Annotated in this window: 22 protein-coding genes; 9 read left to right on the top strand and 13 right to left on the bottom strand. The window is 73.6% G+C overall.

Annotation, left to right across the window (positions count from 1 at the left end):
• Positions 1 to 78: 78 nt before the first annotated feature.
• Complete coding sequence (locus tag V2S66_RS24560; RefSeq protein WP_330798583.1) at positions 79 to 468, top strand: SGNH/GDSL hydrolase family protein; 390 nt, start codon at positions 79 to 81, stop codon at positions 466 to 468.
• A 35-nt stretch (positions 469 to 503) separates the two neighbouring features.
• Here V2S66_RS24560 and V2S66_RS24555 read toward each other — a convergent pair whose 3' ends face one another.
• From V2S66_RS24555 to V2S66_RS24545, 3 genes are all read right to left on the bottom strand, one after another.
• The gene (locus V2S66_RS24555; protein ID WP_330798484.1) at positions 504 to 1,220 is read right to left on the bottom strand and encodes an SDR family oxidoreductase; all 717 of its coding nucleotides are present in this window, start codon (positions 1,218 to 1,220) and stop codon (positions 504 to 506) included.
• Positions 1,221 to 1,322: 102 nt separating this feature from the next.
• The gene (locus V2S66_RS24550) at positions 1,323 to 2,183 is read right to left on the bottom strand and encodes a DUF427 domain-containing protein (protein ID WP_330798482.1); all 861 of its coding nucleotides are present in this window, start codon (positions 2,181 to 2,183) and stop codon (positions 1,323 to 1,325) included.
• A 29-nt stretch (positions 2,184 to 2,212) separates the two neighbouring features.
• Positions 2,213 to 3,082, bottom strand: coding sequence for an alpha/beta fold hydrolase (locus V2S66_RS24545; protein ID WP_330798481.1), 870 nt, complete (start codon positions 3,080 to 3,082; stop codon positions 2,213 to 2,215).
• 216 nt (positions 3,083 to 3,298) lie between these two features.
• On the opposite strand from V2S66_RS24545, the gene V2S66_RS24540 reads away from it, so the two are divergent.
• Complete coding sequence (locus V2S66_RS24540; protein ID WP_330798479.1) at positions 3,299 to 3,847, top strand: CGNR zinc finger domain-containing protein; 549 nt, start codon at positions 3,299 to 3,301, stop codon at positions 3,845 to 3,847.
• Between the two features lie 89 nt (positions 3,848 to 3,936).
• Positions 3,937 to 5,673, top strand: coding sequence for an MOSC and FAD-binding oxidoreductase domain-containing protein (locus V2S66_RS24535; RefSeq protein ID WP_330798478.1), 1,737 nt, complete (start codon positions 3,937 to 3,939; stop codon positions 5,671 to 5,673).
• A 78-nt stretch (positions 5,674 to 5,751) separates the two neighbouring features.
• On the opposite strand, the gene map is transcribed toward V2S66_RS24535, so the two are convergent.
• A complete protein-coding gene (map, locus tag V2S66_RS24530; protein ID WP_330798575.1) occupies positions 5,752 to 6,519 on the bottom strand; it encodes a type I methionyl aminopeptidase in 768 nt (255 codons plus the stop codon).
• Positions 6,520 to 6,605: 86 nt separating this feature from the next.
• Between map and V2S66_RS24525 the strand changes: the two genes are divergently transcribed.
• The 6 genes from V2S66_RS24525 (at position 6,606) to V2S66_RS24500 (ending at position 11,820) form a co-directional block, all read left to right on the top strand.
• A complete protein-coding gene (locus V2S66_RS24525) occupies positions 6,606 to 6,875 on the top strand; it encodes a helix-turn-helix domain-containing protein (protein WP_330798477.1) in 270 nt (89 codons plus the stop codon).
• 174 nt (positions 6,876 to 7,049) lie between these two features.
• Positions 7,050 to 8,096, top strand: a complete 1,047-nt coding sequence (locus tag V2S66_RS24520) for a hypothetical protein (RefSeq protein WP_330798475.1) — start codon at positions 7,050 to 7,052, stop codon at positions 8,094 to 8,096.
• Positions 8,097 to 8,210: 114 nt separating this feature from the next.
• A complete protein-coding gene (locus V2S66_RS24515) occupies positions 8,211 to 8,999 on the top strand; it encodes a hypothetical protein (RefSeq protein ID WP_330798473.1) in 789 nt (262 codons plus the stop codon).
• A gap of 100 nt (positions 9,000 to 9,099) precedes the next feature.
• Complete coding sequence (locus V2S66_RS24510; RefSeq protein WP_330798471.1) at positions 9,100 to 10,224, top strand: hypothetical protein; 1,125 nt, start codon at positions 9,100 to 9,102, stop codon at positions 10,222 to 10,224.
• Between the two features lie 143 nt (positions 10,225 to 10,367).
• Positions 10,368 to 10,967 carry a PAS domain-containing protein gene (locus V2S66_RS24505; RefSeq protein WP_330798470.1) on the top strand — a complete coding sequence of 200 codons (600 nt, stop codon included), beginning with the start codon at positions 10,368 to 10,370 and terminating at the stop codon, positions 10,965 to 10,967.
• Between the two features lie 76 nt (positions 10,968 to 11,043).
• Complete coding sequence (locus V2S66_RS24500) at positions 11,044 to 11,820, top strand: hypothetical protein (RefSeq protein ID WP_330798468.1); 777 nt, start codon at positions 11,044 to 11,046, stop codon at positions 11,818 to 11,820.
• Between the two features lie 197 nt (positions 11,821 to 12,017).
• Here V2S66_RS24500 and V2S66_RS24495 read toward each other — a convergent pair whose 3' ends face one another.
• From V2S66_RS24495 to V2S66_RS24455, 9 genes are all read right to left on the bottom strand, one after another.
• Entirely contained in the window at positions 12,018 to 12,899 is an 882-nt protein-coding gene (locus V2S66_RS24495) for an NAD-dependent protein deacetylase (RefSeq protein ID WP_330798466.1), read from the bottom strand.
• A gap of 184 nt (positions 12,900 to 13,083) precedes the next feature.
• Positions 13,084 to 14,646: an alpha-L-arabinofuranosidase B gene (locus tag V2S66_RS24490; protein WP_330798464.1), complete on the bottom strand. Its 1,563-nt coding sequence runs from the start codon at positions 14,644 to 14,646 to the stop codon at positions 13,084 to 13,086.
• Between the two features lie 264 nt (positions 14,647 to 14,910).
• On the bottom strand, positions 14,911 to 15,927 hold the full coding sequence (locus V2S66_RS24485) for an ABC transporter permease (RefSeq protein WP_330798463.1): 1,017 nt from the start codon (positions 15,925 to 15,927) through the stop codon (positions 14,911 to 14,913).
• Positions 15,924 to 17,567, bottom strand: a complete 1,644-nt coding sequence (locus tag V2S66_RS24480) for a sugar ABC transporter ATP-binding protein (RefSeq protein ID WP_330798461.1) — start codon at positions 17,565 to 17,567, stop codon at positions 15,924 to 15,926. The genes V2S66_RS24485 and V2S66_RS24480 overlap by 4 nt, the downstream gene beginning before the upstream one ends.
• Complete coding sequence (locus tag V2S66_RS24475) at positions 17,567 to 18,667, bottom strand: substrate-binding domain-containing protein (protein ID WP_330798459.1); 1,101 nt, start codon at positions 18,665 to 18,667, stop codon at positions 17,567 to 17,569. Before V2S66_RS24475 ends, V2S66_RS24480 begins: the two co-directional genes overlap by 1 nt.
• A gap of 534 nt (positions 18,668 to 19,201) precedes the next feature.
• Complete coding sequence (gene araA / locus V2S66_RS24470) at positions 19,202 to 20,707, bottom strand: L-arabinose isomerase (protein ID WP_330798458.1); 1,506 nt, start codon at positions 20,705 to 20,707, stop codon at positions 19,202 to 19,204.
• A 3-nt stretch (positions 20,708 to 20,710) separates the two neighbouring features.
• Positions 20,711 to 21,436: an L-ribulose-5-phosphate 4-epimerase gene (locus tag V2S66_RS24465; RefSeq protein ID WP_330798457.1), complete on the bottom strand. Its 726-nt coding sequence runs from the start codon at positions 21,434 to 21,436 to the stop codon at positions 20,711 to 20,713.
• 80 nt (positions 21,437 to 21,516) lie between these two features.
• Entirely contained in the window at positions 21,517 to 23,169 is a 1,653-nt protein-coding gene (araB, locus tag V2S66_RS24460) for a ribulokinase (protein ID WP_330798455.1), read from the bottom strand.
• Between the two features lie 91 nt (positions 23,170 to 23,260).
• Positions 23,261 to 24,319 (bottom strand): LacI family DNA-binding transcriptional regulator, encoded by a 1,059-nt coding sequence (locus V2S66_RS24455; protein WP_330798453.1) that lies wholly within the window; start codon positions 24,317 to 24,319, stop codon positions 23,261 to 23,263.
• Between the last annotated feature and the right edge of the window lie 86 nt (positions 24,320 to 24,405).

Below are 24,405 nucleotides of genomic sequence, written 5' to 3'. Positions count from 1 at the left end.
CGACGCCTGCCAAGCTGTGCTCAGATGTGCTCATTTGTGGGGTTGAGTGATCAGATTCACTCACTCGGATGGTGACATATGGTGGGTCACGCCCGAGTACATGTCAACCCGCACGGCAGTGCACAGCGGCGCACAGCACCGCACAACAGCGCCTGGCGCGGCACGACTTCGCGGCGGCCCCCGAGAAAAGGTCGGAGCTTCTCGCCCGCCCCCAGCGGTTCCGACCTCAGCGTCGACCCCGGCTGCCAACTGCTCGGCGCACCGGGGCGGTTCTACCTCGACCAGGACGCCGGCCACCTCCGCACCAGCGGGGCCTTCGACGGCGTGGTCGACTTCGACAGGGCCGTCGCCGACCCGGCCGATCCCACCGCCCTCGCCCCCGCCTACGACTCCGGCGACCACCTCCACCCCGACGAGGCCGGCATGCAGGCGCTGGAGAACGCGGTCGACCTCTCGTTGCTCAGCTGAGGCGGTCCGCGCAGCCGGTGGCGGCGCGGAGGTGTTCAGACCAGCGGCTGGCCGCCGTCGACGGCGAGGGAGACGCCGGTCATGAAGGTGTTGGTCAGCGCGAAGACGACCGCCTGCGCGACGTCCTGCGGGGTGCCGATGCGGCGCGACGGGTTGGCCGCGGAGAGGCGGCCGAACAGCTCGGCCTTCTTCTCCGCGCCCAGCGCGTCCCACGCGCCGGTGTCGATGGTGCCGGGGGAGATCGCGTTGACGCGGATCGGCGCGAGCTCCACGGCGAGTGAGCGGGTCACGGTGTTGACCGACCCGTTGGTCGCGGCGACCGCGAGGAAGCCCGGGTCGGGTTCGAGGGCGGCGACGCCGGAGAACAGCACGAACGATCCGTCGGCGGGCATCCTCGGCGCGAAGTGCTTGGCGAGCATGATCGGCCCGACCACCTTGGTCCGGAAGGACAGGGTGATCGCCTCGGGGGTCAGTTCGCCGACCGTCCCACGGGCCCTGGCCGAGGCGGTGGAGACCACGTGGTCGACGCCGCCGAGGTCGGCGGCCAGCGCGGCGATCGAGTCCTCGTCGGTGAGGTCGACCGCCTTCGCGGTCACGTCCGTGCCCCGGTAGCCCTCCTGGAGCGCCGCCAGGTCCCGGCCGGCGGCGACGACGCGCGCACCGGCCGCCCGCGCGGCCTCGACGACGGCGCGGGCGATGCCGCTGCCGCGGCCGACCACCAGCACGGTCTTGTCCTGCAACGGTGCCGACATGACGGTGTCCTTTCCAGAGTGCGGAGTTGCGGAGCGATGCTGAGCGCCGAATCGCCGAGTCGGCGAGCGCCGCGTTCGCCTGTCCGGGCGGCGGCGCCGCCGTCACCGGCTGCGCACCTCGTCGGCGTCCAGGCCGCGGTCGACGCCGTGCGGGCTCACCTGCTGGCCGGGCTCCGGTACGAGGCGCTTGCCGTCGAGCCGGACCTCGACCTTGTCGGCCTCGAAGGAGACCAGGCCCTCGACCCGGGCGACCTCGCGGTAGGCGCGGCGGTACGACCAGGCGGCACGCTCGGCGCCGCCGATGTCGTAGTAGTCGGCGAGTCCCTTGTAGGGGCAGAAGGTCTGCCCTTCGACGGCCCGCAGCCGGCTCTCGTCGACGTCGGCGCGCGGCACGTACCAGCGGGGTGCGAAGCCGGACTCGTAGAGCACGACCGGGTGCTCGGAGCGGGCGACCACGCGGCCCTCGGAGCGGACCTCCAGGACCCGTGAGGTGTCGCGGACGTCGATGCGGTGGTAGGCGTCGGCCGCGTGGCCGAGGATCCGCTCGTCCTCCTCGTAGAAGCCGTCCATCGCGCGCCAGGCGAAGGCGATCCGGCCGGCGAGTTCGGCGGCGTGGCCGGGCAGGCCGACGTGTTCCCAGGCCGCCCGCTCCGCGGTGCCGCCGCCTGCCCGGACGGCGTACCAGGCGGTGTCGCCGAGGTCCTTGTGCCGGGTGACGCGGTCGCCGGCGACCAGCGCGTCCGCCCGCACGTCGGCGCGGGGGAAGTAGGCCACCGGGTAGCGGCCAGGTTCGTGCAGGAGGACGACGTCCTCGCTGTCGGCGATCCACTCGCCGCCCAGCCGCACCCGCATCCGGCGGCGCAGCCGCTCGGCGAACAGCATCCGCTCGGGGAGCGGCTCCGGGGTCAGGAATCGGCCGATCGCGGTGGTGGAGAGCGGTCCTTGCTGCCATGACAGTCCCATGGCCTCGTCCTTTCGATGCCGGCCGCGCCTCAGGCGAGGACGCGTCCGAGGAAGGCGCGGATGTACTGGGCGACGGCGTCCAGGTGGCTCTCCAGTGCGAAGTGCCCGGAGTCGACCAGGTGGATCTCCGCGTCGGGCAGGTCGCGCTGGAAGGCGCGGGCCCCGTCCGGGCCGAAGATCTCGTCGTTCGCACCCCACACGGCGAGCAGCGGCACCTGGGAGTCCCGGAAGTACGCGTGCACCTCGGGGTAGAGCTCGACGTTGGTCGGGTAGTCGCGGAACAGCTTGAGCTGGATCACGTCGTTGCCCGGCCGGTCGAGCAGCGCCTGGTCGTGCACCCAGGTGTCGGGGCTGACCAGCGTGGGGTCCGCGACGCCGTTCAGGTACTGCCAGCGCGTGGCCTCCTCGGTCAGCGCGAACCGCACGGCCGGCTCGGTCTGCGGGCCGGGGGCGTCGGTGTACGCGAACACGCCGTCCCAGAAGGGCTTCACGAATCCGTCGGTGTAGGCGTTGCCGTTCTGCGTGATGATCGCGGTGACGCGCTGCGGGGACCGCAGGGCCAGCCGCCACCCGATCGGGGCGCCGTAGTCCTGGACGTACATCGCGAACCGGTCGACGCCGAGCTGGTCGAGCAGCCCGGCGGTGACGTCGGTGAGCGCGTCGAAGGTGTACGGGAAGGCGTCCAGTCCGGGCATCGCCGACTGCCCGAAGCCGATGTGGTCGGGGGCGATCACCCGGTAGCGGTCGGCGAGCGCCGGGATGAGGTCGCGGAACATGTGCGAGCTGGTCGGGAAGCCGTGCAGCAGGACCAGGACGGGCGCCTGCGGATCGCCTGCCTCCCGGTAGAAGACGTCCAGGCCGTTCACGGTGACGGTGCGGTGGTGCACGGTGCCGGTCATGCGCCTAACCTCCATGGCTGATTTCTGGGGTTACAAAGCCAGTCGACCACGCCACGCATAACCTGTCAACGTGATTTTGATGGTTAGTTTCGACGGCGCGACGAGCCCCGCCCCCTTCCCGCCCTCCCCTGCGCCCGCCGCTACCGCAGGCGGCTCCACCGACCGCGCGCGACGGCGGTGTAACCTGTCAAGGCAGCGTCTACGGTTAGGGGATCCATGGTGGTCGACACGGATGCGACGGGCACCGCCTTGATCGACACAGCGCAGGAGGACGCGCTGCTGGAGCTGCTCAACACCGCGCCGGTGGTGAAGGGCGCCGTGGAGGACCGGCTCTCCCGTCCGGACACCGCCAGGGCCTGGCAGCGGGCCCACGGCGGCACCGGCACCGAGACCGAGCGCCGGCATCTGGTCGAGGCGCGCGACGCGCTCTGGGCCGTGATCCGCGCGGACCGCGCGCCCTCCTCGCTCACCGCGCTGCTCGAAGGCGTCGTCTGCCGCCCGGCCGTCGGCGACGAGGGGCTCGGCTGGCGGCTGGACGCCCCCGAGGAGCGCGGGCCCGCCGTGCGCGCGGTGCTGACCTGGGGCGCTCTGCGCCGCAGCCGGCCGGATCGGCTGCGGCCCTGCGCCAACCCCGAGTGCCGGCTGTTCCTGCTCGACCGCAGCAAGACGAACAAGGCCCGCTGGTGCTCGATGGCGGTCTGCGGCAACCGGATGAAGGCGCGCCGCCACTACGAGCGCGTGCACGGCGTCCCCCCGGCGGAGTAGCCGGCCCCGGGCTACGGTGGAAGGCGGACCGCCGGACGCGCGTCCGCGTCCGGGCGGCCGACTCCGGAAAACGCGACCGGGAGAGCGACATGGCGACGCTGGTGTCGGTGAACGTCGGCAAGCCCAGGGACGTCGACTGGCAGGGGCGGACCGTCCACACCGGGGCGTGGAAGGAGCCGGTCGCGGGTCGGCGGATGGTGCGGCGGCTCAACGTCGACGGCGACGGGCAGGGCGATCTGGCAGGGCACGGCGGGGAGCAGCGCGCGGTGCTCGTCTACCAGACCGCCTCCTACCGCTACTGGGAGGAACACCTCAAGCGCGATCTGGAGTTCGGCGACTTCGGGGAGAACTTCACCGTCGACGGCCTCCCCGACGACGAGGTGTGCATCGGCGACCGCTACCGGATCGGCGAGGCCGAGTTCGAGGTCACCCAGCCGCGTGTCACCTGCTACCGGGTGGGCCTGCGGCTCGGCGAGCCGAAGATGGCGGCCCTGCTCGTCGCGCACCACCGCCCCGGCTTCTACCTGCGCGTCATCGCCGAGGGCCATGTCAAGGAGGGCGACGAGATCGTCCGCACCCGGACCGGCCCCGGCGCGCTGAGCGTCGCCGACACCGACGCCCTGCTGTACCTGCCCGACCCCGACCCCGACCGGCTGCGCACCGCGCTGGCGGTCCCCGCGCTCAGCCCCGGCTGGCGGCAGTCCTTCCGCGAGATGACCGAGAGGAAGCCGCCGGAGGCGGCAGCGGAGGCCGGGGCCGCGGACACCGGTTGGCCCGGCTTCAAGGCGCTGCGCGTCACCCGGATGGTGCCGGAGACGCCCGGCGTCTGCTCGGTCCACCTGGCGCCCGCCGACGGGACGGCGCTGCCGGTCGCGCGGGCCGGCCAGTACCTCTCGGTGCGGATCACCGACGGCCCCGCTCCCCCGCCGGTGCGCAGCTACTCGCTGTCCTCGGCGCCCGGCGCCGACGGCTACCGGATCAGCGTCAAGCGCGAACCGCACGGTCGGGTCAGCGGCTACGTGCACACCGCACTCAAGCCCGGGGCGGTCATCGACATCGCCGGCCCGCGCGGCGACTTCGTGCTCGCCGACGGCACGGAACCCGTGCTGCTGATCTCGGCCGGCATCGGCGTCACCCCGGTGCTGGCCATGCTGCACCAGCTGGCCGCCGCGCACAGCACACGGCAGGTCTGGTGGATCCACACGGCCCGCGACCGCGCCCAGCACGCCTTCGCCGAGGAGGCGCACGCGCTGCTGGCGGCGCTGCCCGACGCACGCGAGCACACCTTCTACACCGGGCCCGCGCTCGCCGGCGCACCGCACGATCCGGCGGTCGTCCTCGGCCGCCTGACCGCGCAGGCGCTGTCCGCGCTGACCGTCCCGACCGGCGCGGACGCCTACGTCTGCGGTCCTGACGCCTTCATGACCGACATCCGCGCGGCGCTGGAGGGCGCGGGCGTCAGCCCCGAGCGCGTCCACAGCGAGCTGTTCGGCGCGCGCGAGCGGATCACCCCCGGCATCGCCGGGGCCTCCGACGCGCGCCCGCACCAGCCGCCCGGCGCGCCGGGCACCGGCCCGCTGATCACCTTCACCCGCAGCGGCCTGGCCACCCCCTGGTCCCCCGGCTACGGTTCGGTGCTCGAACTGGCCGAGGCGTGCGACGTCCCGACCCGCTGGTCCTGCCGCACCGGCGTATGCCACACCTGCGTGACGCCCCTGATCGCGGGCGACGTCGCGTACGACCCGGCGCCGCTCGAACCGCCCGAGCCGGGCAGCGTCCTCATCTGCTGCTCCCGGCCCGCCACCGACATGTTCCTCGACCTGTAGGCCGCCGCGGCCACGAGCGGGATCGGCACGCACGAAGCCCACCGGGTCCGCCGGGTCCGCCGTACCCCCGACGCCGGGTCACGGCAGCGTCAGGATGCGCGGGCCGTCCTCGGTGACGGCGACGGTGTGCTCGATGTGGGCCGCCCGGCTGCCGTCCACGGTGCTGAGGGTCCAGCCGTCGGGCCCGGTGCGGTAGGCGTCGTGGCCGCCGGCCATGAGCATCGGCTCGATGGCGAGCGCCACGCCGCGCCGGAGCGGGTATCCGCGGCCGGGGCGGCCCCGGTTGGGGACATGGGGGTCCTCGTGCATGCGCCGGCCGATGCCGTGGCCGCCGAAGTCCGCGGGCATCCCGCAGCGGGCCGCGCGGGCGACCGCCCCGATGGCGTGGGAGATGTCGCCGACGCGGTTGCCCGTGACGGCGGCGGCGATGCCCGCGTCGAGCGCGCGCCGGGTGGCGTCGATCAGCTCGCGGTCGCCCGGGCGCGCGGCTCCGACGATGAAGCTGATCGCGGCGTCGCCGGTCCAGCCGTCCAGCTCCGCGCCGCAGTCGACGCTCACCAGGTCGCCGTCGCGCAGCCGGTAGCCGGTCGGGATGCCGTGCACGAGGGCGTCGTTGACCGAGGTGCAGATCACCGCGGGGAAGGGGGTCGGCGCGAACGACGGCTGGTAGCCGAGGAAGGGTGAGCGGGCGCCCGCCTGCGCCAGCACGGCGCGGGCCGCCTCGTCCAGGTCCAGCAGCGACACCCCGACGGCCGCCGCCTCCCGGGCGGCGGCCAGCGCCCGGGCCACGACCCGCCCGGCCTCGCGCATCGCGTCCAGCGCGGCGTCGGTCTTGATCTCCACCATGTCCTGCGACTCCTCGGCGAGAAGCGGCGGCGCCCGCACCGGCACCGCCCGCACCCAATTCTTATACCGGTATTAGTATCACAGGCATGGTGAGGACTCCGTTGACCCCTTGGGAACGACACCGCGGCGAGCGGTTCGGCGCGCTGCTGCGCCAGGCGCGCGGCGAGCGCAGCATGGTGGAGGTCGCCGCACGGGCGGGGATCTCCGCGGAGACGCTGCGCAAGATCGAGACCGGCCGGGCGCCGACGCCCGCCTTCTTCACGGTGGCTGCGCTGACGGCCGCGCTGGACCTGTCCCTGGACGACCTGGCCGCGGCGTGCGTCCTGGAGACCGAGGGCGAGGCGCTGAGCGCCTAGCGGCGACGCGTCCGGGACCGCTCAGCGGCGGAGTTCTGGCGTTTGCCTGGTTTCGGCACCGGCATCCGCCGGGACACGCGCGCGCGTCGGCGCCGGGTGCGGTGGGGTGTGCCTACTGGAACGGGTGATGCCGGACCGACGACGGTCCGGCCCGCACCGAAGGAGGTGGGCGCCATGACCGAGACCTTCGTGGGCTCCGACGCCCCTCTGCCGTACGTCAACGTCACCGGCAGTCCGTACAGCATCGACATCACCATGTCCCCGGCCACCGTGAACGCGCTGGCCGACGGCCGCTACCAGCTGTTCATGTTCAAGGCGGTGCAGAGCGCGGTCGGCGGCGGCGTGCCGACCGTCTGGTCCGCCACCAGCAGGTACTCCGCCCTGACGAAGGTCAACTGGACCGAGCAGTACTACGCGTACGCCTCGACCCAGGAGATCCGCAACGGCGTCAACTTCATGGGCAGCGACACCGCCCAGATCAACCTCGGCCAGTACCTGGACGTCGCGGCGAACGCCCTGGTCTCGGTGAGCAACGGCGCCACGCCGCAGGGCATCACCTCGCGCAACCTGACCACCACGCCCTTCAGCACCGGCCTGGCGCAGCCCGGCCCCGGCAGCGCCGAGCCGGCGCCCATCTGCGCGTTCCCGCTGTACGGCAAGAACATGGACCTGATGGTTCCGCTGCAGAAGGTCGCGCTGGTCTTCGCGGCGGCGCCGCTGGAGCAGGGCATGGTCATCGAGAGCTCCATCGGCCCGGCCGTCCTGGTCGACCTCACCAACCAGAACGCGGCCTCACTGGGGTACGACGTCAACAGGGGCTGGTCCTGGAAGGGCAACGTGGCCTCCGACATCCCGGCGGACCAGTTCGTCCAGACCCTGATCGTGCCGACCTCCGACAGCGCGGACAGCCCGGCGTCGGCCTTCGCCACCGAGCCCGTGCGGTCCATCGGCATCTGGACGCCGTCGCCCGCGCGCTGGTACCAGCCGCTCAACCTGATCGCGACGTCCACCTCGGGCTACACCGACGCCCGTTCGCTCGCCTGCCGCCTGACGGCCTCGGCGCCGAACGCCGCGCCCGTGGTCAAGGACGGCATCTACCTGGCCACCTACCGCAACGAGGACAACTCCACCGAGACCTGGCAGGTCAGGTGCACCTACGTGCCCGGCTCGCCGGACAACCCGTACGACTTCGCCAAGATCCAGCGGGCCGACGACCTCTGACCGCCGGCGTCCGGCGTCCCCGGCCGCGCGTGGCGGCGCGGCCGGGGCGCCGGACGGGCGGGGACGGACGGGGGCCGACGGGTTGACGGTTCGAGGGCTCGACGGGGAGGCGGCATGGACGCGGAGGGAACGGCGCGGGGCGGGCGCGGCGGGGCGGCGGCGTCCGCCCTCGTCCCGGCGCGGCCGGCGGGCGCCGTTCCGGCCTCGTCCGCCGCTGCGCTCCCCGCCGACGGCCCTTCGTACCGGATCTCCCTGACCCTGCCGCCGCAGACGGTCAGGGAACTGGCCGCCGGCGGCTTCCGGTTGTGCCTGATGCACGCCGTCCGCTGCGACACCGCGGACGGCGTGCCGCTGGTCTGGGCGACCACCTCCGGATACGCGCCCACCACGGTCCTGGCCTGGACCGCGTCGCCGTACGGATACGCCGCGACCGGCAGCGCGCAGGGCGGCCCCATCGAGGCCCTGGACATGCGGCCGGTCGCCCTCGGACAGCTGCTGGACGTCGCCGCCAACGCCCTGACCTCCCTCGATCCGGCGCCGGGCGATCCGCGCTACGTCACCGTGCGGAGCAGCGCCGCCACGCCCATGGCGTGCGGGACCGCCCAGCGGCCCCCGGTCGGCTCCGACGTCCCGGCGCCCTACTGCTCGTTCCCGCTGCACCGCGGCGCCTTCGTCTTCCTCGCGCCGCTGCCCAGGGTGGCTTTGGCCTTCACCGCGCTCCCGCTCACCGCCGGCACGGCGGTACGCCACCTGCCGGGCCCCACGGTCCTCGCCGACCTGGAGGCCGGCGGTCGCGTCGAGTTGGCCTACGACATCGACACCGGGTGGTCCTGGCAGGACCCCCGGGTCACCGCCGTTCCGCTGGACGGGCTGCGCCGGGCGCTCGTCGTCCCGACCGGATGAGCCGGACGCCTCCCGCCGTGAACCCCGCACCGCGCGCACCCCGTGCGCCGCACGCACCCGCACCCGCACCACGAGCACGACCGCAGCAAGGGAGGCCTTCATGACGGCGCGGACTCCACAGGGCACCAACGGCCGTCCGCCGGAACCGGGTTCGCCCGGCGGCCCGGACAACCAGGACGCGCGCGGCGGCCACCCGCCGTACGGCGGCCACCCGCCGTACGGCGGCGCGCCCCGCACACCGTACGAAACCCGCGAGGCCGCTCGCGAGCACACCGCGGGCGGCCGCGCCCATCCCGCCGAGGCGGGCAGCGCGCCGTGGAAGCCGAGGGCGGCGACCCGCCCGGGGTCCGCACGCGGCGACGACGGCGGATACGCCCGCGGTTCCGGCCGGGGAGCCGAGCCGGCCGCCGACCCCTTCGATCCGCTGTGGGTCGGCACGGCGCTGCGTTCGCTCGCGGAGCGCGCTCTGCGCTGCGCCCCGCCCGGCCCCGGCGGCGGCGTCCGGGGCACGCGTGAGCACAGCGGCCGCGACGAGCCCGCCGGCCCGCCCGACCGCGCCGCGTGCCCGGCCAACGACCTGCTGCTGGAGGCGCTGTGGCCGTGGGCGGTACGCACCGCCCGCGCCCAGGCGGCCCGGCTGCCGCCGGGCGCGGACCGCGACGCCGTCCACGGCGAGATCCTCTGGGAGGTCTACCAGGCGGTCCGCCGCATCGACTGGCAGCGGTACGACGTCTGGCCCGCGCTGCTCAAGGCCCGGCTGCGCGCCGCCTGGAGCGCGGCCGCCCGCGCGGAGGACCCCCTCACCCGCGGCGAACGCCAGGCCCGTACGGCATACCTGGCCAGGGTCGAGGCCGAGACGCAGCGGCTGGGCCGCACCCTCACCTCGGCGGAGCGGCACGCGATCGCGCGGCGGCTGCGCCCGGCCGGCGGCACCGCGCCCATCGTGCTCGGCCGCCGGCTGCTGTCGTCGGCCGGTCCCGGCGATCCGGCCACCGTCCTGCAGGCCGCCACCGCCGGCACCGCGGACGAGGACCCGGCGGTCCTCCTCCAGCGGGCGTGGCTGCGCCGCGCCGTCCGCGTCTGGGTCGCGCACGACCTCCCGGCCGAGCTGCGCCGGGAGGTCTCGGCCCTGCTCGCGCGCGACGAGGCCGACCACATCGGCCACGCCCTGCTGCGCCGCCTCGCCCCCTACGCCGATGCCCTCCACCGGCGCATCGGCGACTGACCCCGCCGCCGCCCGGGGCGTGCGGGAGCGCTCCCGCACACCGCAAACCCGATGTCCCCCGTACGCGTGCAAGAGATCCACCCGTGGGTGAACCCCGGCCCCGAACAGGATTGGCCCCCGCCACCCGGAAGCACCACGAAAACATGATCGACACCACCCTCGCGCTGTTCGACCGTGCCTGGACGCCGACCGTGGTCACCGACCCGGCCGGTGTCGTCCGGGACGCCAATCCCGCCGCGGCCCGCCTCACCGGCCGTTCGGCCGAGAGTTTGACGGGCGCGCCGCTGGCCCGGCTGCTCCCGCCCGAGGCGTGCGCGCTGCTCGCCGCCCGCCGCGCCGCCCGCCCTGACGGCTATGCGGACGCCATCGCGGCGGTGCGCCGCTCCGACGGCCTGCGCGTGCCGGTGCGCGCGGTGACCTGGCCGGCCGGGCCGCCGGGCGAGGACGTGATCTGCTGCCTGTTCCCGTTCACGCCGCCCTCGGCCCACCCGGCCGAAGGACCCGGCCTCCCGTCCCTCACCGGCTCCGAGACCCGCATCGTCGAAGGTCTGGCGCTGGGGCTGACCAACGTCGAACTGGGCCGCGACCTGCACCTGTCCCGGCAGGGGCTCGACTACCGGATCGACCGGCTGCGCCGCAAGCTCGCCGCTCGCAGCCGCGCGGCCCTCGTCGCGCGCGCGTACGTCACCGGCGTGCTCGACCCCTCCGCCTGGCCGCCGCGCGCCCGCGTCCCCCGCGACTGACCGCCCGGCGAGTGCGCCGGCGCCGTCCCCCCGTGCGCCGCCGGAGACTCCGGGGTTCCGGATGCCACCATTCCGTATGGCGAATTCGGACTGGTACCACCGCGAGATCATCGAGCCCGGGAAGCAGCCGCTGCTCTTCGTCTTCGTGGGGCTGCTCGCCGCCTTCCTGTTCATCCGGTTCAGCGTCCGGATGATCCGCTCCGAGGTGTCGTGGTGGCCGAAGAACGTCGAGGCATCCGGGGGGCTGCACATCCACCATGTGGTGTTCGGCATCGTCTTCATGATCGTCGCGGGCTTCGGGCTGGCCTCGCCGGCGGGGCACGACCGGCCGTGGGGCGAGATCCTCGGCGCGCTCTTCGGCGTCGGGACCGCGCTCGTCCTGGACGAGTTCGCGCTCGTGCTGCACCTGGAGGACGTCTACTGGTCGGAGCAGGGCCGGCTCTCGGTGGACACCGTGGTGCTCGGCACCGCCGCCTGCGGACTGCTGCTGGTGGGCGCCCTGCCCTTCGGCGCGGACGACACCTCCACCAACGGGGAGCCTGCCTCGGGCTGGGGGTACGCCCTGACCCTCGTGTTCAACGCGCTCTTCGCCGTGGTCTGCCTCGGCAAGGGCAAGGCGTTCACCGGGCTGATCGGCATCCTCGTGCCCTTCGTCGCGCTGATCGGCGCCGTCCGGCTGGCCCGCCCGGGGTCACCCTGGGCGCGGCGGCTGTACAAGGAGGGCAGCCACAAGGAGCAGCGCGCGAGGACCCGCGACGAACGCGAGGGATGGCAGCGCACGGTGAGGATCACGGTCTACAACGCGATCGCCGGCCGCCCCACCCGGTCCGACCCGCCCCCGCCGCCCCGGTAGGCCGCGCCCGCCCCGGCCCGGCGGCGGCCGCGCGATGCGCCGTCCGGCGCAAACCCCGGCCCGGCACCGGCCCGGCCGCCCGGCGAACCGCCGGCTCCCGGAGCACGCTCCCTGTGGCAGTGCCGCCGGCTGCTCGCCGCCTACCGGTTCGTCCGCAGGCTGCCCGCCCGCTGACGGCGTGCGCGCGGCGCGGGGGGTCAGGCGCCGAGGCGGTCGGCCAGCGCGGTGAGCGTGGCGCCGAGCGGGAGGGCGACACGCAGCGCGGCCAGTTCGTCGCCGCGGGTCGGCCCCTGGTTGACGATCACCACCGGCTTGCCCTGCTTGGCCGCGTGGCGCACGAAGCGCAGCCCGGACATCACCGTCAGCGACGAGCCGAGCACGAGCAGCGCCGAGGCGGCGTCGACCAGCGCGTAGCAGCGCTCCACCCGGGGCTTGGGCACGCTCTCCCCGAAGAAGACCACGTCGGGCTTGAGCGTCCCGGCGCGGCAGACCTGGCAGGACACCGTGCGGAAGGCCGCGACGCGCTCCTGCGGCAGGTCCGCGTCGCCGTCCGGGTTCGCCACCGCGGCCGGCCCGCGGAACCCCGGGTTGGCCTGGTCGAGCCGCTCCTCCAGGTGCACCCGGGAGCTGCGGTCGCCGCACTCCAGGCACCGCACCCGGTGCAGGCTGCCGTGCAGCTCGACGGCCTCGGGCGTGCCCGCGGCGGCGTGCAGGCCGTCCACGTTCTGCGTGACGACCCCCGAGACCAGGCCCGCCCCGGCCAGCCGCGCCACGGCCAGATGCCCGGCGTTCGGCCGCGCGCCCGCGATGGTCCGCCAGCCGAGATGGCTGCGGGCCCAGTACCGCTGCCGGTCGCTCTCACCGCCGATGAACTGCTGGTACGTCATCGGTGTGCCGCGCCGACGGCTGCCCGTCTCGCCCCGGTAGTCCGGAATCCCCGACTCCGTGGACAGCCCCGCCCCGCTGAGCACCAGCACGCCGCGCCCGGCCAGCACCCCGGCGATCGCCTCGACCGCCGGTGCGGGTACGGGCGCCTCGGCCGCTGCCTCGGCCGGAGGGGCGCTGGCGGTGGTGTCCATGCGGGAAGGGTACGTCGCCCCGGCGCGAGGGCGGGAGTGCGCAGGGGCGGGAGCGCGGGAGTGCCCGGAGCCGGGCGACGTGCGGACGCCGGGCCGGCCGGCGGCGGGCGCCGCGCCGCCGGAGGAGCGGCGGCCCGGCGCCCTTCGTGGGGCGATCGGATGCCGGTCGGTGGCCGGCCCGGGGTCAGGACCAGGGGCCGGCGACGAGCCAGCTGGTGTCGTCGGCCCAGGAGGTCGCGGAGTCCCACGCGTTGGAGCCGCCGTCGCCGGCGACGTAGACGGTGTAGTTGTAGTGGCGCAGGTACTTGTCGGTGTAGTTGGCGGACTGGAAGGACAGGCCCTGGCCATTGTTGCCCGGCTGCGGGCAGAAGGTGGCGTCCTGGGCGAAGAGCGAGGTGCCGTCGTTGGCGTTGAGGCGCAGCTGGAAGTTGGAGTGCCTGAGGTACTGGCCGGTGTTGTTCGCGGACTCGAAGGACAGGCAGGAGCCGTTGGCCAGGCCGGCCCGGACCGTCCAGGTCGCGTCGGCCTTGTCGGTGGCCGAACTGGACGAGGAGATCGGGGAGATGACCACGTTGGCGTCCGCGTCGTCGTGGCGGACGTAGTCGGTGGTGCAGCAGGACGTCGTGGCCTTCAGCGAGATCCGCGAACCGGGCGCGGGAGCCCCCGTGCCGGACGAGGAGTTGGCGTAGCCGACGGAGGCGATGTCGGCCTGCACGGCGTTCTCGGTGGCGTCCGAGGGGTAGCCGGAGGTCATGACGCCCTCGTAGAAGGTGCCCGCGGAGCCCTTGCTGTTGTCGCCGCCGATGCCGAGGATGATCGCGCCCTCCTTGTGCATCGGGTTGTAGCCCGAGACGTTGGGGCGCACGCCGCTGTAGAAGGTGGACAGGCCGCCGGACTGGGCGTTGCCGCCGCGGATCGCCCACTGGTTGGCGCCGCCCTTGACCATCGCGGTCAGGTAGCGGTAGTTCACCGTCGGGTCGTTGGCGTTGTAGTGCTGGTTCACGCCGGAGAACAGGCCGTTCTCCAGATCGGCCATCACCCAGGGGCCGTTGCCCGCGCCGTAGCCCCAGACCTTGATGTTGCCGAAGTAGATGGCCTCCATGTGGCCGTTGCCGGTGTCGTTGTTGCTGGTCTCGGCGTTGCCGTAGTCGAAGCAGCAGCCGCCGTTGTAGTGGGTGCCGTCGAAGATGGCGTACATGCCCTCGGGGTTGTCGCCGGTGGCGATCCCGCTGGTGTGGTCGTTGCGGTAGCCGGTGCCCGCGGCGACATACACGCCGTACGCCTTGTGGCCGGCCACGGTGGTGGGCGCCGCGGTGGCGTTGGCGAGGTTGTCGGGGCCGCCGGCCGCCCCGCCGCCGGGCGCCTGGGTGAGGTTGTTGCCGCGGCCCGACTGGTCGTAGACGACCGTGATCACGCAGGTCGTGCCCGAGCAGAAGGAGTCCTGCGTCGCCGCGTTGGCGTAGCCCCCGGCGCTCAGCACGCCGACGTCGCGGGTGGCGCTGTCGGAGGCGCGCCTGACCTGGTAGAGCGGGCCGTTGTACGAGGAGTACAGCGCGCGGGTGGTGCTGTGCGCGGCCACGCAGGGCGTGCCGCCGTTGGCGTAGAGGTCGCAGGGCAGCGAGCCCGCCGCCTGCGAGGACTGGGTGCCGCCGACGAGGACGCCGGCCAGCAGTGTCGCCGTGGCGCCTGCGGACAGGCCCCACTTTCTGAGGTGGTGGAGCAGTCGGGACGTTGCGGGTGCGGACACCGTGTCCTCCTTGCGTGGGGGGTGCCGGGCGTGGGGCCCGGCCTGGGGATGGACGGCCGGAAGCCGTGGGTGCCGGCTCCGGCGCGTGCGGGGGTGCGGGCGGTCCCTGAGCGGGGGAGGGACCGCCCGTGGGCGCGCCGCGCGTCGCCGCGGGCAGCGCAGCGCGAGGTCACGGCGCGACGCCCACCGGGCGAGGCTCACCGCGCCGGCGCCGGAGCGCCGGCGTCACGGCGCGCGGGCTCCGGGAAGCCCACCCGGCGCGGTTCAGCTGCGCCGCGCCACGCTCCTGGCGCGGAGCCGGTCGGCGGTGATGGCCAGGCCGAGGACGCAACCGAGCACGATGTTGGTGTAGTTGGAGTTGATCTGCAGGGTGGTCAGGCCGTTGTTGATCAGTTCGAGGAGGATCGTGCCGGCGGCGATGCCGATGATCCGGCCCTGCCCGCCGACCAGGCTCACCCCGCCGATGACGGCCGCGGCGATCGCGGACAGCTCCCAGCCGACGCCGACGCCGCTGGCCGAGCCCACACCCATCCGTCCGAGCACCATGATCCCGGCGACGGCGGACAGCAGCGAACTGGTCACGTACATCGACACGATGCGGCGGTCGCCGCGGATGCCGGCCAGCCGCGCGGCCTCGGCGTTGCCGCCGACCGCGTAGACCTGCCGGCCCGCGTAGGTGCGTTCCAGGAAGAACCACGCGGCGACGGCGACCACCGCGAAGATGATCAGCGGCAGCGGGATCTGCGCCACGTAACTCTGCCCGACGTCGCCGAACAGCCCGGAGATGCCGGTGATCGAGGTGCCCGAGGTGATGGCCAGGGTGACGCCCTGCGCCACGGTGTACGTCACCAGCGTGACGACGAACGGCGCCATCTTCAGCCGGGTGACGGCCAGTCCGTGGATCAGGCCGACGGTGCCGGCGATCGCGAGGGTGATCAGGATCGCCACCGCCGCCGGCAGCCCGGCGCGCACGTTGAACCAGGACATCAGGATGACGCTGGTGCCCAGCAGCGCGCCGACCGACAGGTCGATGCCGCCGGTGAGGATCACCAGCGACTCGCCGATGGCGATCAGCCCGTACTGGGCCAGGTCGAAGCCCATGCCCTGGAGGTTGACCGCGCTGGCGAACGTCGACTTGTCCAGGGCGAGCGAGACGAACACCACGACGCAGGCGGCGACCACGCCCACCTCGGGTGTCGCGGCCAGGCGGCGCGGGAGCGAGGTGCGCGGCGGCGGAGCGGCGTCCGCCTCGGTCGTCGCCGGCGCGGTGGTGGTCTTCATGCGCGTGCCTTCCCCTGGTTGCCGGCGCCGGGGCCGGACTGCGTGCCCGCCGCCGCGGTCATGATCGCTTCCTTGCTGAACCGGTCGCGCGGGATGTCGGCGACCACCCGCCCGTGGGACATCACCACGATGCGGTGGCAGATCCACAGCAGTTCCTCCAGTTCGGAGGAGGCCACCAGGACGGCGAGGCCGTCCTGCGCGGCGGTGTCGATCAGCCGGTAGATCTCCGCCTTCGCCCCGACGTCGACGCCGCGGGTCGGCTCGTCGAGCAGCAGCAGCTGGGGGTTCGCGGCGAGCCAGCGGCCGAAGACCGCCTTCTGCTGGTTGCCGCCCGACAGGTCGCCGATCGGCTGCTCCTGGCTGTGCAGCCGCACCCCGAGGTCCTTGACGATTCCTGCGGCGTGCTCCTTGTCGGCGCGCGGGCGCAGCACGCCGCGGGTGCTGATCCGGCGCAGGGTGGCGAGGGTGACGTTCCACCGCACGGAGTGCGCGGGGAGCAGCGACTGGACCTTGCGGTCCTCGGGCACCAGCCCGATCCCGGCCTCGACGGCGTCGGCCGGGTGGCGGGGCCGGAAGTCGCCGCCGTCGAAGGACACCGAGCCGCCGGTGCGCGGCTGGGCGCCCATCACGGTGTGCAGCAGCCGGCTGCGTCCCGAACCCATCAGCCCGGCGACGCCGACGATCTCGCCGGCCCTCACGTCCAGGTCGACCGGGCCGAGCCCGTCCGCGGTGAGGCCGCGGACGCCGAGGATGGTGGTCCGCTCGACGGAGGAGGGCGGCGCGAGGTCGGCGCGGGCCAGTTCGCTGCCGACCATCTCGCGGATCATCCGCTCCTCGGTGGCCTCGCCCGGTGCCAGGTCGGCCACCAGCCGGCCGCTGCGGAGCACCACGACCCGGTCGGCGACGGCCTGGACCTCGTCCAGGCGGTGCCCGATGAACAGCACCGCCCCGCCGGCCGCGGCGTGGCCGCGGGCCAGGTCGAGGACCCGCTCGGCCTCCACCGGTCCCAGCGACGAGGTGGGTTCGTCGAGGATCAGCACGACCGGCCGCTTCCCCCACGCCTTGGCGATCTCGATCATCTGCCGCACCGGCACCGGGAACCGCTCGACCGGGCGGTCGACGTCGACGCCGGTCACGCCGACCTCGGCGAGCAGCGCCCTGGCCTCGGCGCGGGTGCCGGCCCGGTCGAAGACCACACGGCCCAGCGGCCGTGATCCCGACCGGGCAGGGCGCCGGCCGAGCAGCAGGTTCTCCGCCACGCTCAACTGGCCGACCAGCGGGAACTCCTGCGCGACCAGCGCCACTCCCAGCTCCTGGGAGTGGTCGGGGCGGCCGCTGTGCAGCGGCACGCCTGCGATGTCGATGCTCCCGGTGGTGGGGGTCACGGTGCCGGACAGCACACCCATCAGGGTGGACTTGCCGGCGCCGTTCTCCCCCACCACCGCGACGATCTGACCGCGCGCCAGGTCCAGGCGCGGGATGTCCAGCACCTTCACCGGGCCGTACGCCTTGCTGACGTCGCGCAGCGAGACGGCCAGGTCGCCGGGGGCCGGGGCGTGAGCAGGACCGGACGCAGGACCGGGCGCCGGGCTCGACGCCGGCTCGGGCGCCTCGGGTCGGGGGTCGGTGGCGGGACGCATCAGCCGATGCCCAGGGCCTTGAGCTTGGCCTGGTAGTCGGTGAGGTTGCCGCCGGTCACCAGGCCGACGCCGGAGGACAGTGTGGTGCCGTCGGACTCCAGGTACGGCTGCACGATCTTCAGCGTGGCCGCCTTGCCGAGCACCTTGAAGGCGGTCAGCAGGTACGCGCCGGTGTAGCCCTGCTGGTACGGCTGCTGGACGACGGTGGCCTGGATGACGCCGGACTGGATGAACTTCAGGGTCTGCGGGTCGCTGTCGTCCGAGACGATCTTCACCCGGCCCGACTTGCCGGCCGCCTGCACCGCCTGGCCGGCCGACGGGCCGTCGTAGGAGTACACGCCGTACAGGCCGTTGATGTTCGGGTTGGTCTGGATCGCGGTCTGCGCGTTGGTCAGCGCCTTGGAGGCGTCCATGCCGTCGCTGAGCTTCTGCACGACCTTGATGCCGGTGCCCTTGATGGCGTCCTCGAAGCCCTGGATGCGCTCGACCGCGTTGGAGGTGGTCAGCGATCCGACCAGGACCACCACCTGGCCCTTGCCGCCCAGCGCCTGCTTCATCGCCTCGCCGGCCTTCTGGCCCGCCTGGTAGTTGGGCGTGCCGAGGTAGAGCGCGGCGCCGTCCTCCTCGGGCAGCGGCGAGTCGATGGCCAGCACCGGGATGCCCGCCGAGTTCGCGGAGGCGATCGGGGCCTTGATGGCGGTCGGGTCGATGGCGGAGACGCTCAGGCCGGTGACGCCCTGGCCGCGCAGCGTCTGGATGATGGAGAGCTGCTGGTCGAGGCGGCCGTTGGCGGGCGCCTGGTAGGTGCCCTTGACGCCGAGGTCCGCCAGGCCCTTCTTGAAGCCGATCTTGCCGGCGTTCCAGTAGTCCACCGCGACGTTGACCACCATCGCCTGGTCGAGCTTCGACAGGTCCTTCCCGGCGAGCGCGGCCTTCAGCGCCGCGTCGATCTTCGCCAGGTCGGCGTCGTTGAAGGTGATGTCACCCTGGATGGTCACCGCCGTGGAGGAGCCGCTGCCCGACGGGTCGGCGCCGCTCGACGAGCCGCCCGCCCCGCTCTTGCTGCACGCGCCGGCGGTGACGACGACCGCCACCGCCATCACGGCAGCACCCCAGCGTCCGCATCTCCGGCTACCGGACCGCTCATCACGCATGATCAACTTCCTGTCCAGAAGGGCCTCACGGCCTTGTTAGCGCTCACATGATGGAGAGCAGAGTGTTGTTCCCACCGACGACCGATGCCCGAACCCGTAACGTCGTACACGATCACGCCGTACCGGACGGCCGGCAGCGGTTCCCCGGTGTCACGAGCGAGTCGGGGTGGCCCGTTGCCGCGCCGCCGCTTCCTTTCGCAGGTGGACCAGGGCGAGGTACTCCTCCCCCGGTCCACCGGGGGCCCCAAGTCCGAAGGGTCGCTCCCACGTTCGCCTTGTGCTCCGTCGCTTGGCAGAGATTGTTAGCGTTCACCGCCATGGCGTCAAGGTGTTACGCCGAAGAAAAACAGGGCGGGTGGAGCGGCCGGGGCGAGCCGTGGCAGAGCAGCCCGGGAGGCCGCCGGGACACGGCCGAGGGCATGCCGGCGCCCGGACGGGCGCGCGACGCCCGTCCGCCGGAACGTGCCTGGCCGGACGGGGTCAGAGGCCGCCCGCCAGCCGGTAGTAGACCTGGTTCCAGCGGATCTCCTTGCTCAGCTGCCGCATGGTGGTGCCCGCGTCGATGAGCAGCAGTTCGGTGCCCAGCATGTCGGCCAGGTCGGTGAGTTCCTCGGTGCCCACGGCGCTGGACAGCACGGTGTGGTGGGGACCGCCGGCGGTCAGCCACGCCTCGGTGGAGGTGCGCAGGTCGGGCGACGGCCTCCACACCGCCCTGGCCACCGGGAGCCGGGGCAGCGGCTCCAGCGGTGGCACCACCTCGATCTCGTTGGCCACCAGGCGGAATCGGTCGCCGACGTCGGCCAGGCCGACGACGACGGCGGGACCGGGACGCGCGTCGAAGACCAGCCGGACCGGGTCCTCCCGGCCGCCGATGCCCAGCGGGTGGATCTCGCAGGACGGCCGGTGCGCGGCGATGGTCGGGCAGACCTCCAGCATGTGCGCGCCCAGGATGAGTTCGCTGCCGGGGGCCAGGTGGTAGGTGTAGTCCTCCATGAAGGAGGTGCCGCCCGGCAGCCCCGCGCCCATGGCCTTGAGCGTGTACAGCAGGGCGGCGGTCTTCCAGTCGCCCTCGCCGCCGAAGCCGTGGCCGTCGGCCATCAGGCGCTGCACGGCGAGGCCCGGCAGTTGCCGAAGGCCGCCCAGGTCCTCGAAGTTGGTGGTGAAGGCGCCGAAGCCGCCGTCGGTGAGGAAGGTGCGCAGGCCCAGTTCGATACGGGCGGCGTACCGCAGGGACGCGTGCCGGTCCGCGCCGGCGGCCAGTTCGGGCGCGAGCCGGTAGAGGCTCGCGTACTCCTTGACGAGTTCGGTGACAGCGGCGTCGTCGACCGCGTCGACGGCGGCGACCAGGTCGTTGACGCCGTAGGTGTTGACCGAGACGCCGAACCGCAGTTGGGCCTCCACCTTGTCGCCCTCGGTGACCGCGACGTCGCGCATGTTGTCGCCGAAGCGGGCCAGCCGCAGGGTGCGCAGGGCGTGGTGGCCGATCGCGGCGCGCATCCAGGCGTGGATGCGCGGCGCCACGGCCGGGTCGGACACGTGGCCTGCCACCGTCTTGCGGGTGACGCCGACCCGGGACTGGATGTACCCGAACTCGCGGTCGCCGTGCGCGGCCTGGTTGAGGTTCATGAAGTCCATGTCGAGGGTGGCCCAGGGGAGTTGGACGTCGGCCTGGGTGTGCAGGTGCAGCAGCGGTTTGCGCAGCAGGTCGAGGCCGGAGATCCACATCTTGGCGGGCGAGAAGGTGTGCATCCAGGCGATCAGGCCCACGCAGGCGGGGTCGGCGTTGGCCGCCATGACCACTCCGGTGATCGCGGCCGCGTCGGTGAGCACCGGCTTCCAGACGACGGCCGCCGGGGCGCCGGGGACCGCCGCGAGCCGGTCGGCTATCCGCCGGGACTGCTCGGCGACCTGGCGCAGGGTGTCCTCGCCGTACAGGCCCTGGCTGCCGGTGAGGAACCACACCTCACGCTCGGAGTTCGACGTCATGGTTCAGGCTCCTCGGTCGGCGGACGGCGCGGGCTGCTGTCCGTACACGTTCTGGTAGCGGTCGTAGAGGCGGTCCACGTCCTCCCGGGCGATCGGCTGCGGCTCGCCGAGCTGGCGGGATATGTGCACCGTGCGGGCGACGTCCTCGCACATCACCGCGGCCTTGACGGCGGCGCGGGCGTCCTTGCCGATGGTGAACACGCCGTGGCTGCGCATGAGGACGGCGGGCGAGCGGTGGCCCTTCAGGGTGTCGACGATGCCGCGGCCTATCGAGTCGTCGCCGATCAGGGCGAACGGCCCGATGGGGATCTCGGCGCCGAACTCGTCGGCCATCGCGGTCAGCACGCACGGCACCGGCTCGGCGCGGGCCGCCCACGCGCACGCGTAGGTGGAGTGGGTGTGCACCACCCCGCCGACCTGCGGCATGTGCCGGTAGACGTAGGCGTGCGCGGCGGTGTCGGAGGAGGGCGACAGGTCGCCTTCGACCACCGCGCCCGCCAGATCGCACACGATCATGCTGTCGGGGGTCAGCCGGTCGTAGTCGACGCCGCTGGGTTTGATGACGAACAGGTCGGCCTCCGGGACGCGCGCGGAGACGTTCCCGGCCGTCCAGACCACCAGTCGGTAGCGGACCAGCTCCCGGTGCAGGTCGCTGACCTGTTGCCGCAGCCGGGCGAGGGCGGGGGCGCGGGTGGCTGCGCCGGAGGGCGGTGGAGGGTTGTCGGGCACGGGCACACCTCTGTCGCGGGTCGGGATGAGCGCTAACATTCGAGGTGAGCGCTCACATGCGCGCTCAGGTACGAGGGCTGCTAGGTCTGGTCGCGCAGCGCCCGCAGGCGGTGCATGACGTCGCTGCCGCCACGGCCGAAGTGGTCGTGCAGCAGGCGGTACTCGGCGTAGAGGAGGTCGTAGGCGGCCGCCCGCGCCGGGTCGGGGGTGTAGGCGCGCGGCTGGAGGCGGCCCATGGCGGCCGAGGCGGCGCGGAGGTCGGGATGGACGCCGGCCGCGACCGCGGCGTGGATGGCCGCGCCCAGAGCCGGTCCCTGCTCGGAGACCAGCAGGTTGACCGGCCGGCCGAGCACGTCGCTGTAGGTCTGCATCAGGAAGTCGTTCTTCAGCAGGCCGCCGGCCGCGGTGAACTCGGTGACCGGCACGCCCGCCTCCTCGAACGCCTCGATGATGGTGCGGGTGCCGTAGGCGGTGGCCTCGACGAGCGCCCGGTAGATGTCCTCGGGGCGGGTGTCCAGCGTCAGGCCGACGATCAGCCCCGACAGGTGGTGGTCGACGAGCACCGACCGGTTGCCGCTGTGCCAGTCCAGCGCCAGCAGCCCGTGCCCGCCGACCGGTTGCCCGGCGGCCTTCTCGGTGAGCAGTTCGTGCGCCGACAGACCGCGCCGCCGGGCCTCGGCCGCGTACGCGTGCGGCGTCGCCGTCCGCACCGCCCAGGCGAAGATGTCGCCCACGCCGCTCTGGCCGGCCTCGTACCCCCACAGCCCGGGGACGACGCCGTCGCGCACCACCCCGCACATGCCGGGGACCTCGGCGAGCACGTCGGAGTTCATGATGTGGCAGGTCGAGGTGCCCATGATGGCCAGCATGTGGCCGGGGTCGAGCGCCCGGGCCGCGGCGCTGGTGACATGGGCGTCGACGTTGCCGACCGCCACCACGGTCCCGGCCCGCAGGCCCGTCCACTCCGCGGCCGCGGCGGTGAGTCCGCCGGCGGGCGCGCCGAGCTGGGAGAGCGGGTGCGCCAGTTTGGCGGTGAAGTCCGCGAAGTCCGGGTGCAGCGAGGCGAGATACTCCGCGTCGGGGTAACCGCCGTCCTGGTGGATGCCCTTGTACCCGGCGGTGCACGGATTGCGGTTCTCCTCCCCCGTCAGCTGCCACACGATCCAGTCGGCGGCCTCGATCCAGCGGTCCGCCGTCTGGTAGACCGCCGGGTCCTCGCGCAGCACCTGCAGGGCCTTGGCGAACTGCCACTCGCTGGAGATCCTGCCGCCGTACCGGCCGAGCCAGCGCTGCCCCGACTCCTGTGCCCGGCGCACGATCAGGTCCGCCTCCGGCTGCGCGGCGTGGTGCCGCCACAGCTTGGGGTACGCGTGCGGCCGGTCCGCGTAGCCCGGGAGTTCGCACAGCGGGACGCCCTCGGCGGTGGCCGGCAGCACCGTGCACGCGGTGAAGTCGGTGGCCAGGCCCACCACTTGATCGGCCCGCACTCCGGCGGCCTGCAGCGCCCGCGGCACCGCGAAGCGCAGCACGTCGCGCCAGTCCTGGGGGATCTGCAGCGCCCAGTCCTGCGGCAGTTCTGTGCCGTCGGGCAGCGCCCGGTCCACCACCCCGTGCGGGTACGCGTGGACGGCGCTGCCCAGTTCCCTGCCGTCCGCGGCGTCGACGACGAGGACGCGGCCCGACAGCGTCCCGAAGTCGATGCCGACCGTGACGGCGGGCGGAACGGTCGTCATTGTGGTCTCCAGAAGGGGGGTCCGGCGGAGCACCGGAGCGGGGCGGCCCGGTGTCAGGGACCGGTGTCGGCAAGGGGCGTCAGGAGGGGTGTCAGGAAGGGGTGCTGCTGCCGCGGACGATCAGCCGCGGCTCGATCACGATCCGCTCGGCGTCGCCCGCGTTCCCGGATTCCAGCCGGCTGATCAGCAGCCGGATGCTGGCCTGGCCGACCGCGGCGAAGTCCTGGCGGACGGTGGTGAGCGGCGGGGCGAAGAACTCCGCCTCCGGGATGTCGTCGAAGCCGGCGATGGCCACCTGTCCCGGCACCGAGAGGCCGGCCTCCCGGAAGGCGCGCATCACGCCCAGCGCCATCTGGTCGTTGGCCACGAACACCGCGGTCACCTCGGCCGCCCTGCGGCGCGCCGCGCCGGCCGCGACCCTGCCCGCCAGCTCCTGTCCGGCCCGGTAGCCCGACAGCGGCGTCCAGTCGCCGACGAGCGGCGCGGGCACCTCGGCGCCCGCCTCCTCCAGGGTCGCGCGCCAGCCCGCCACCCTGGCCCCGGCCTCCAGCCAGTCCGGCGGCCCGGCCACGTGCCACACGGTTCGGTGCCCGGCGCCGAGCAGATGGCCGGTCACCAGCCGCGCGCCGAGGTCCTGGTCCACCGAGACGCCCGGTATGGGCAGCGTGTGGCCGCCCTCGACGGTCACCACGGGGAAGGGCAGCTTCAGCTCGGCCAGCGCGGCGACGGCCGCCCGGTGCGGGACTATCACCACGATGCCCTCCACCCCCCAGTCGCTGAGGTGGTCGATCGCCTCCTCCAGCGCCTTCGCGGTGTAGCGCCGAAGGGTGACCGCCGAGACCATGTAGCCCTCGTCCCGCGCCGCCTCCTCCAGCCCGAACAGGGTGCTGGCCGGCCCGAACAGCGTCGGATTGCACGCCACCACGCCGAGCGTCAGGGTGCGCCGGGTCACCAGGGCCCGTGCCGAGGAGTTCCGCCGGTAGCCCAGCTCCTCGATCGCCCGCAGCACCTCGGCCCGGGTCGTCTCCTTGACGTTCGGGTGGTGGCTCAGCACCCGGGAAACGGTCTGGTGGGACACCCCGGCGACCTGCGCGACGTCCGCCATGGTGGGCGCCCGGCGCGGTCCGGTGCTCTCCGCCGTCTGTGACATGGTTCTCCGATCCGTGATGCTGTCATTGTTAGCGTTCACAGATCGGCCAGTCAAGGCATTGCGACACCCGTGCCGGAGCCGGGGAA

The sequence above is a fragment of the Actinacidiphila polyblastidii genome, assembly GCF_036353415.1.
Lineage (GTDB): Bacteria > Actinomycetota > Actinomycetes > Streptomycetales > Streptomycetaceae > Actinacidiphila > Actinacidiphila polyblastidii.
The sequence above is the reverse complement of the archived record's forward strand: the minus strand, read 5'-3'. Positions and strand labels throughout refer to the sequence as shown.

Coding starts and splice junctions, on each gene's coding strand:
- V2S66_RS24560 (WP_330798583.1), top strand. CDS start 79: ATGGTGGGTCACGCCCGAGTACATGTCAACCCGCACGGCAGTGCACAG.
- V2S66_RS24555 (WP_330798484.1), bottom strand. CDS start 1,220: ATGTCGGCACCGTTGCAGGACAAGACCGTGCTGGTGGTCGGCCGCGGC.
- V2S66_RS24550 (WP_330798482.1), bottom strand. CDS start 2,183: ATGGGACTGTCATGGCAGCAAGGACCGCTCTCCACCACCGCGATCGGC.
- V2S66_RS24545 (WP_330798481.1), bottom strand. CDS start 3,082: ATGACCGGCACCGTGCACCACCGCACCGTCACCGTGAACGGCCTGGAC.
- V2S66_RS24540 (WP_330798479.1), top strand. CDS start 3,299: ATGGTGGTCGACACGGATGCGACGGGCACCGCCTTGATCGACACAGCG.
- V2S66_RS24535 (WP_330798478.1), top strand. CDS start 3,937: ATGGCGACGCTGGTGTCGGTGAACGTCGGCAAGCCCAGGGACGTCGAC.
- map (WP_330798575.1), bottom strand. CDS start 6,519: ATGGTGGAGATCAAGACCGACGCCGCGCTGGACGCGATGCGCGAGGCC.
- V2S66_RS24525 (WP_330798477.1), top strand. CDS start 6,606: ATGGTGAGGACTCCGTTGACCCCTTGGGAACGACACCGCGGCGAGCGG.
- V2S66_RS24520 (WP_330798475.1), top strand. CDS start 7,050: ATGACCGAGACCTTCGTGGGCTCCGACGCCCCTCTGCCGTACGTCAAC.
- V2S66_RS24515 (WP_330798473.1), top strand. CDS start 8,211: ATGGACGCGGAGGGAACGGCGCGGGGCGGGCGCGGCGGGGCGGCGGCG.
- V2S66_RS24510 (WP_330798471.1), top strand. CDS start 9,100: ATGACGGCGCGGACTCCACAGGGCACCAACGGCCGTCCGCCGGAACCG.
- V2S66_RS24505 (WP_330798470.1), top strand. CDS start 10,368: ATGATCGACACCACCCTCGCGCTGTTCGACCGTGCCTGGACGCCGACC.
- V2S66_RS24500 (WP_330798468.1), top strand. CDS start 11,044: ATGGCGAATTCGGACTGGTACCACCGCGAGATCATCGAGCCCGGGAAG.
- V2S66_RS24495 (WP_330798466.1), bottom strand. CDS start 12,899: ATGGACACCACCGCCAGCGCCCCTCCGGCCGAGGCAGCGGCCGAGGCG.
- V2S66_RS24485 (WP_330798463.1), bottom strand. CDS start 15,927: ATGAAGACCACCACCGCGCCGGCGACGACCGAGGCGGACGCCGCTCCG.
- V2S66_RS24480 (WP_330798461.1), bottom strand. CDS start 17,567: ATGCGTCCCGCCACCGACCCCCGACCCGAGGCGCCCGAGCCGGCGTCG.
- V2S66_RS24475 (WP_330798459.1), bottom strand. CDS start 18,667: ATGGCGGTGGCGGTCGTCGTCACCGCCGGCGCGTGCAGCAAGAGCGGG.
- araA (WP_330798458.1), bottom strand. CDS start 20,707: ATGACGTCGAACTCCGAGCGTGAGGTGTGGTTCCTCACCGGCAGCCAG.
- araB (WP_330798455.1), bottom strand. CDS start 23,169: ATGACGACCGTTCCGCCCGCCGTCACGGTCGGCATCGACTTCGGGACG.
- V2S66_RS24455 (WP_330798453.1), bottom strand. CDS start 24,319: ATGTCACAGACGGCGGAGAGCACCGGACCGCGCCGGGCGCCCACCATG.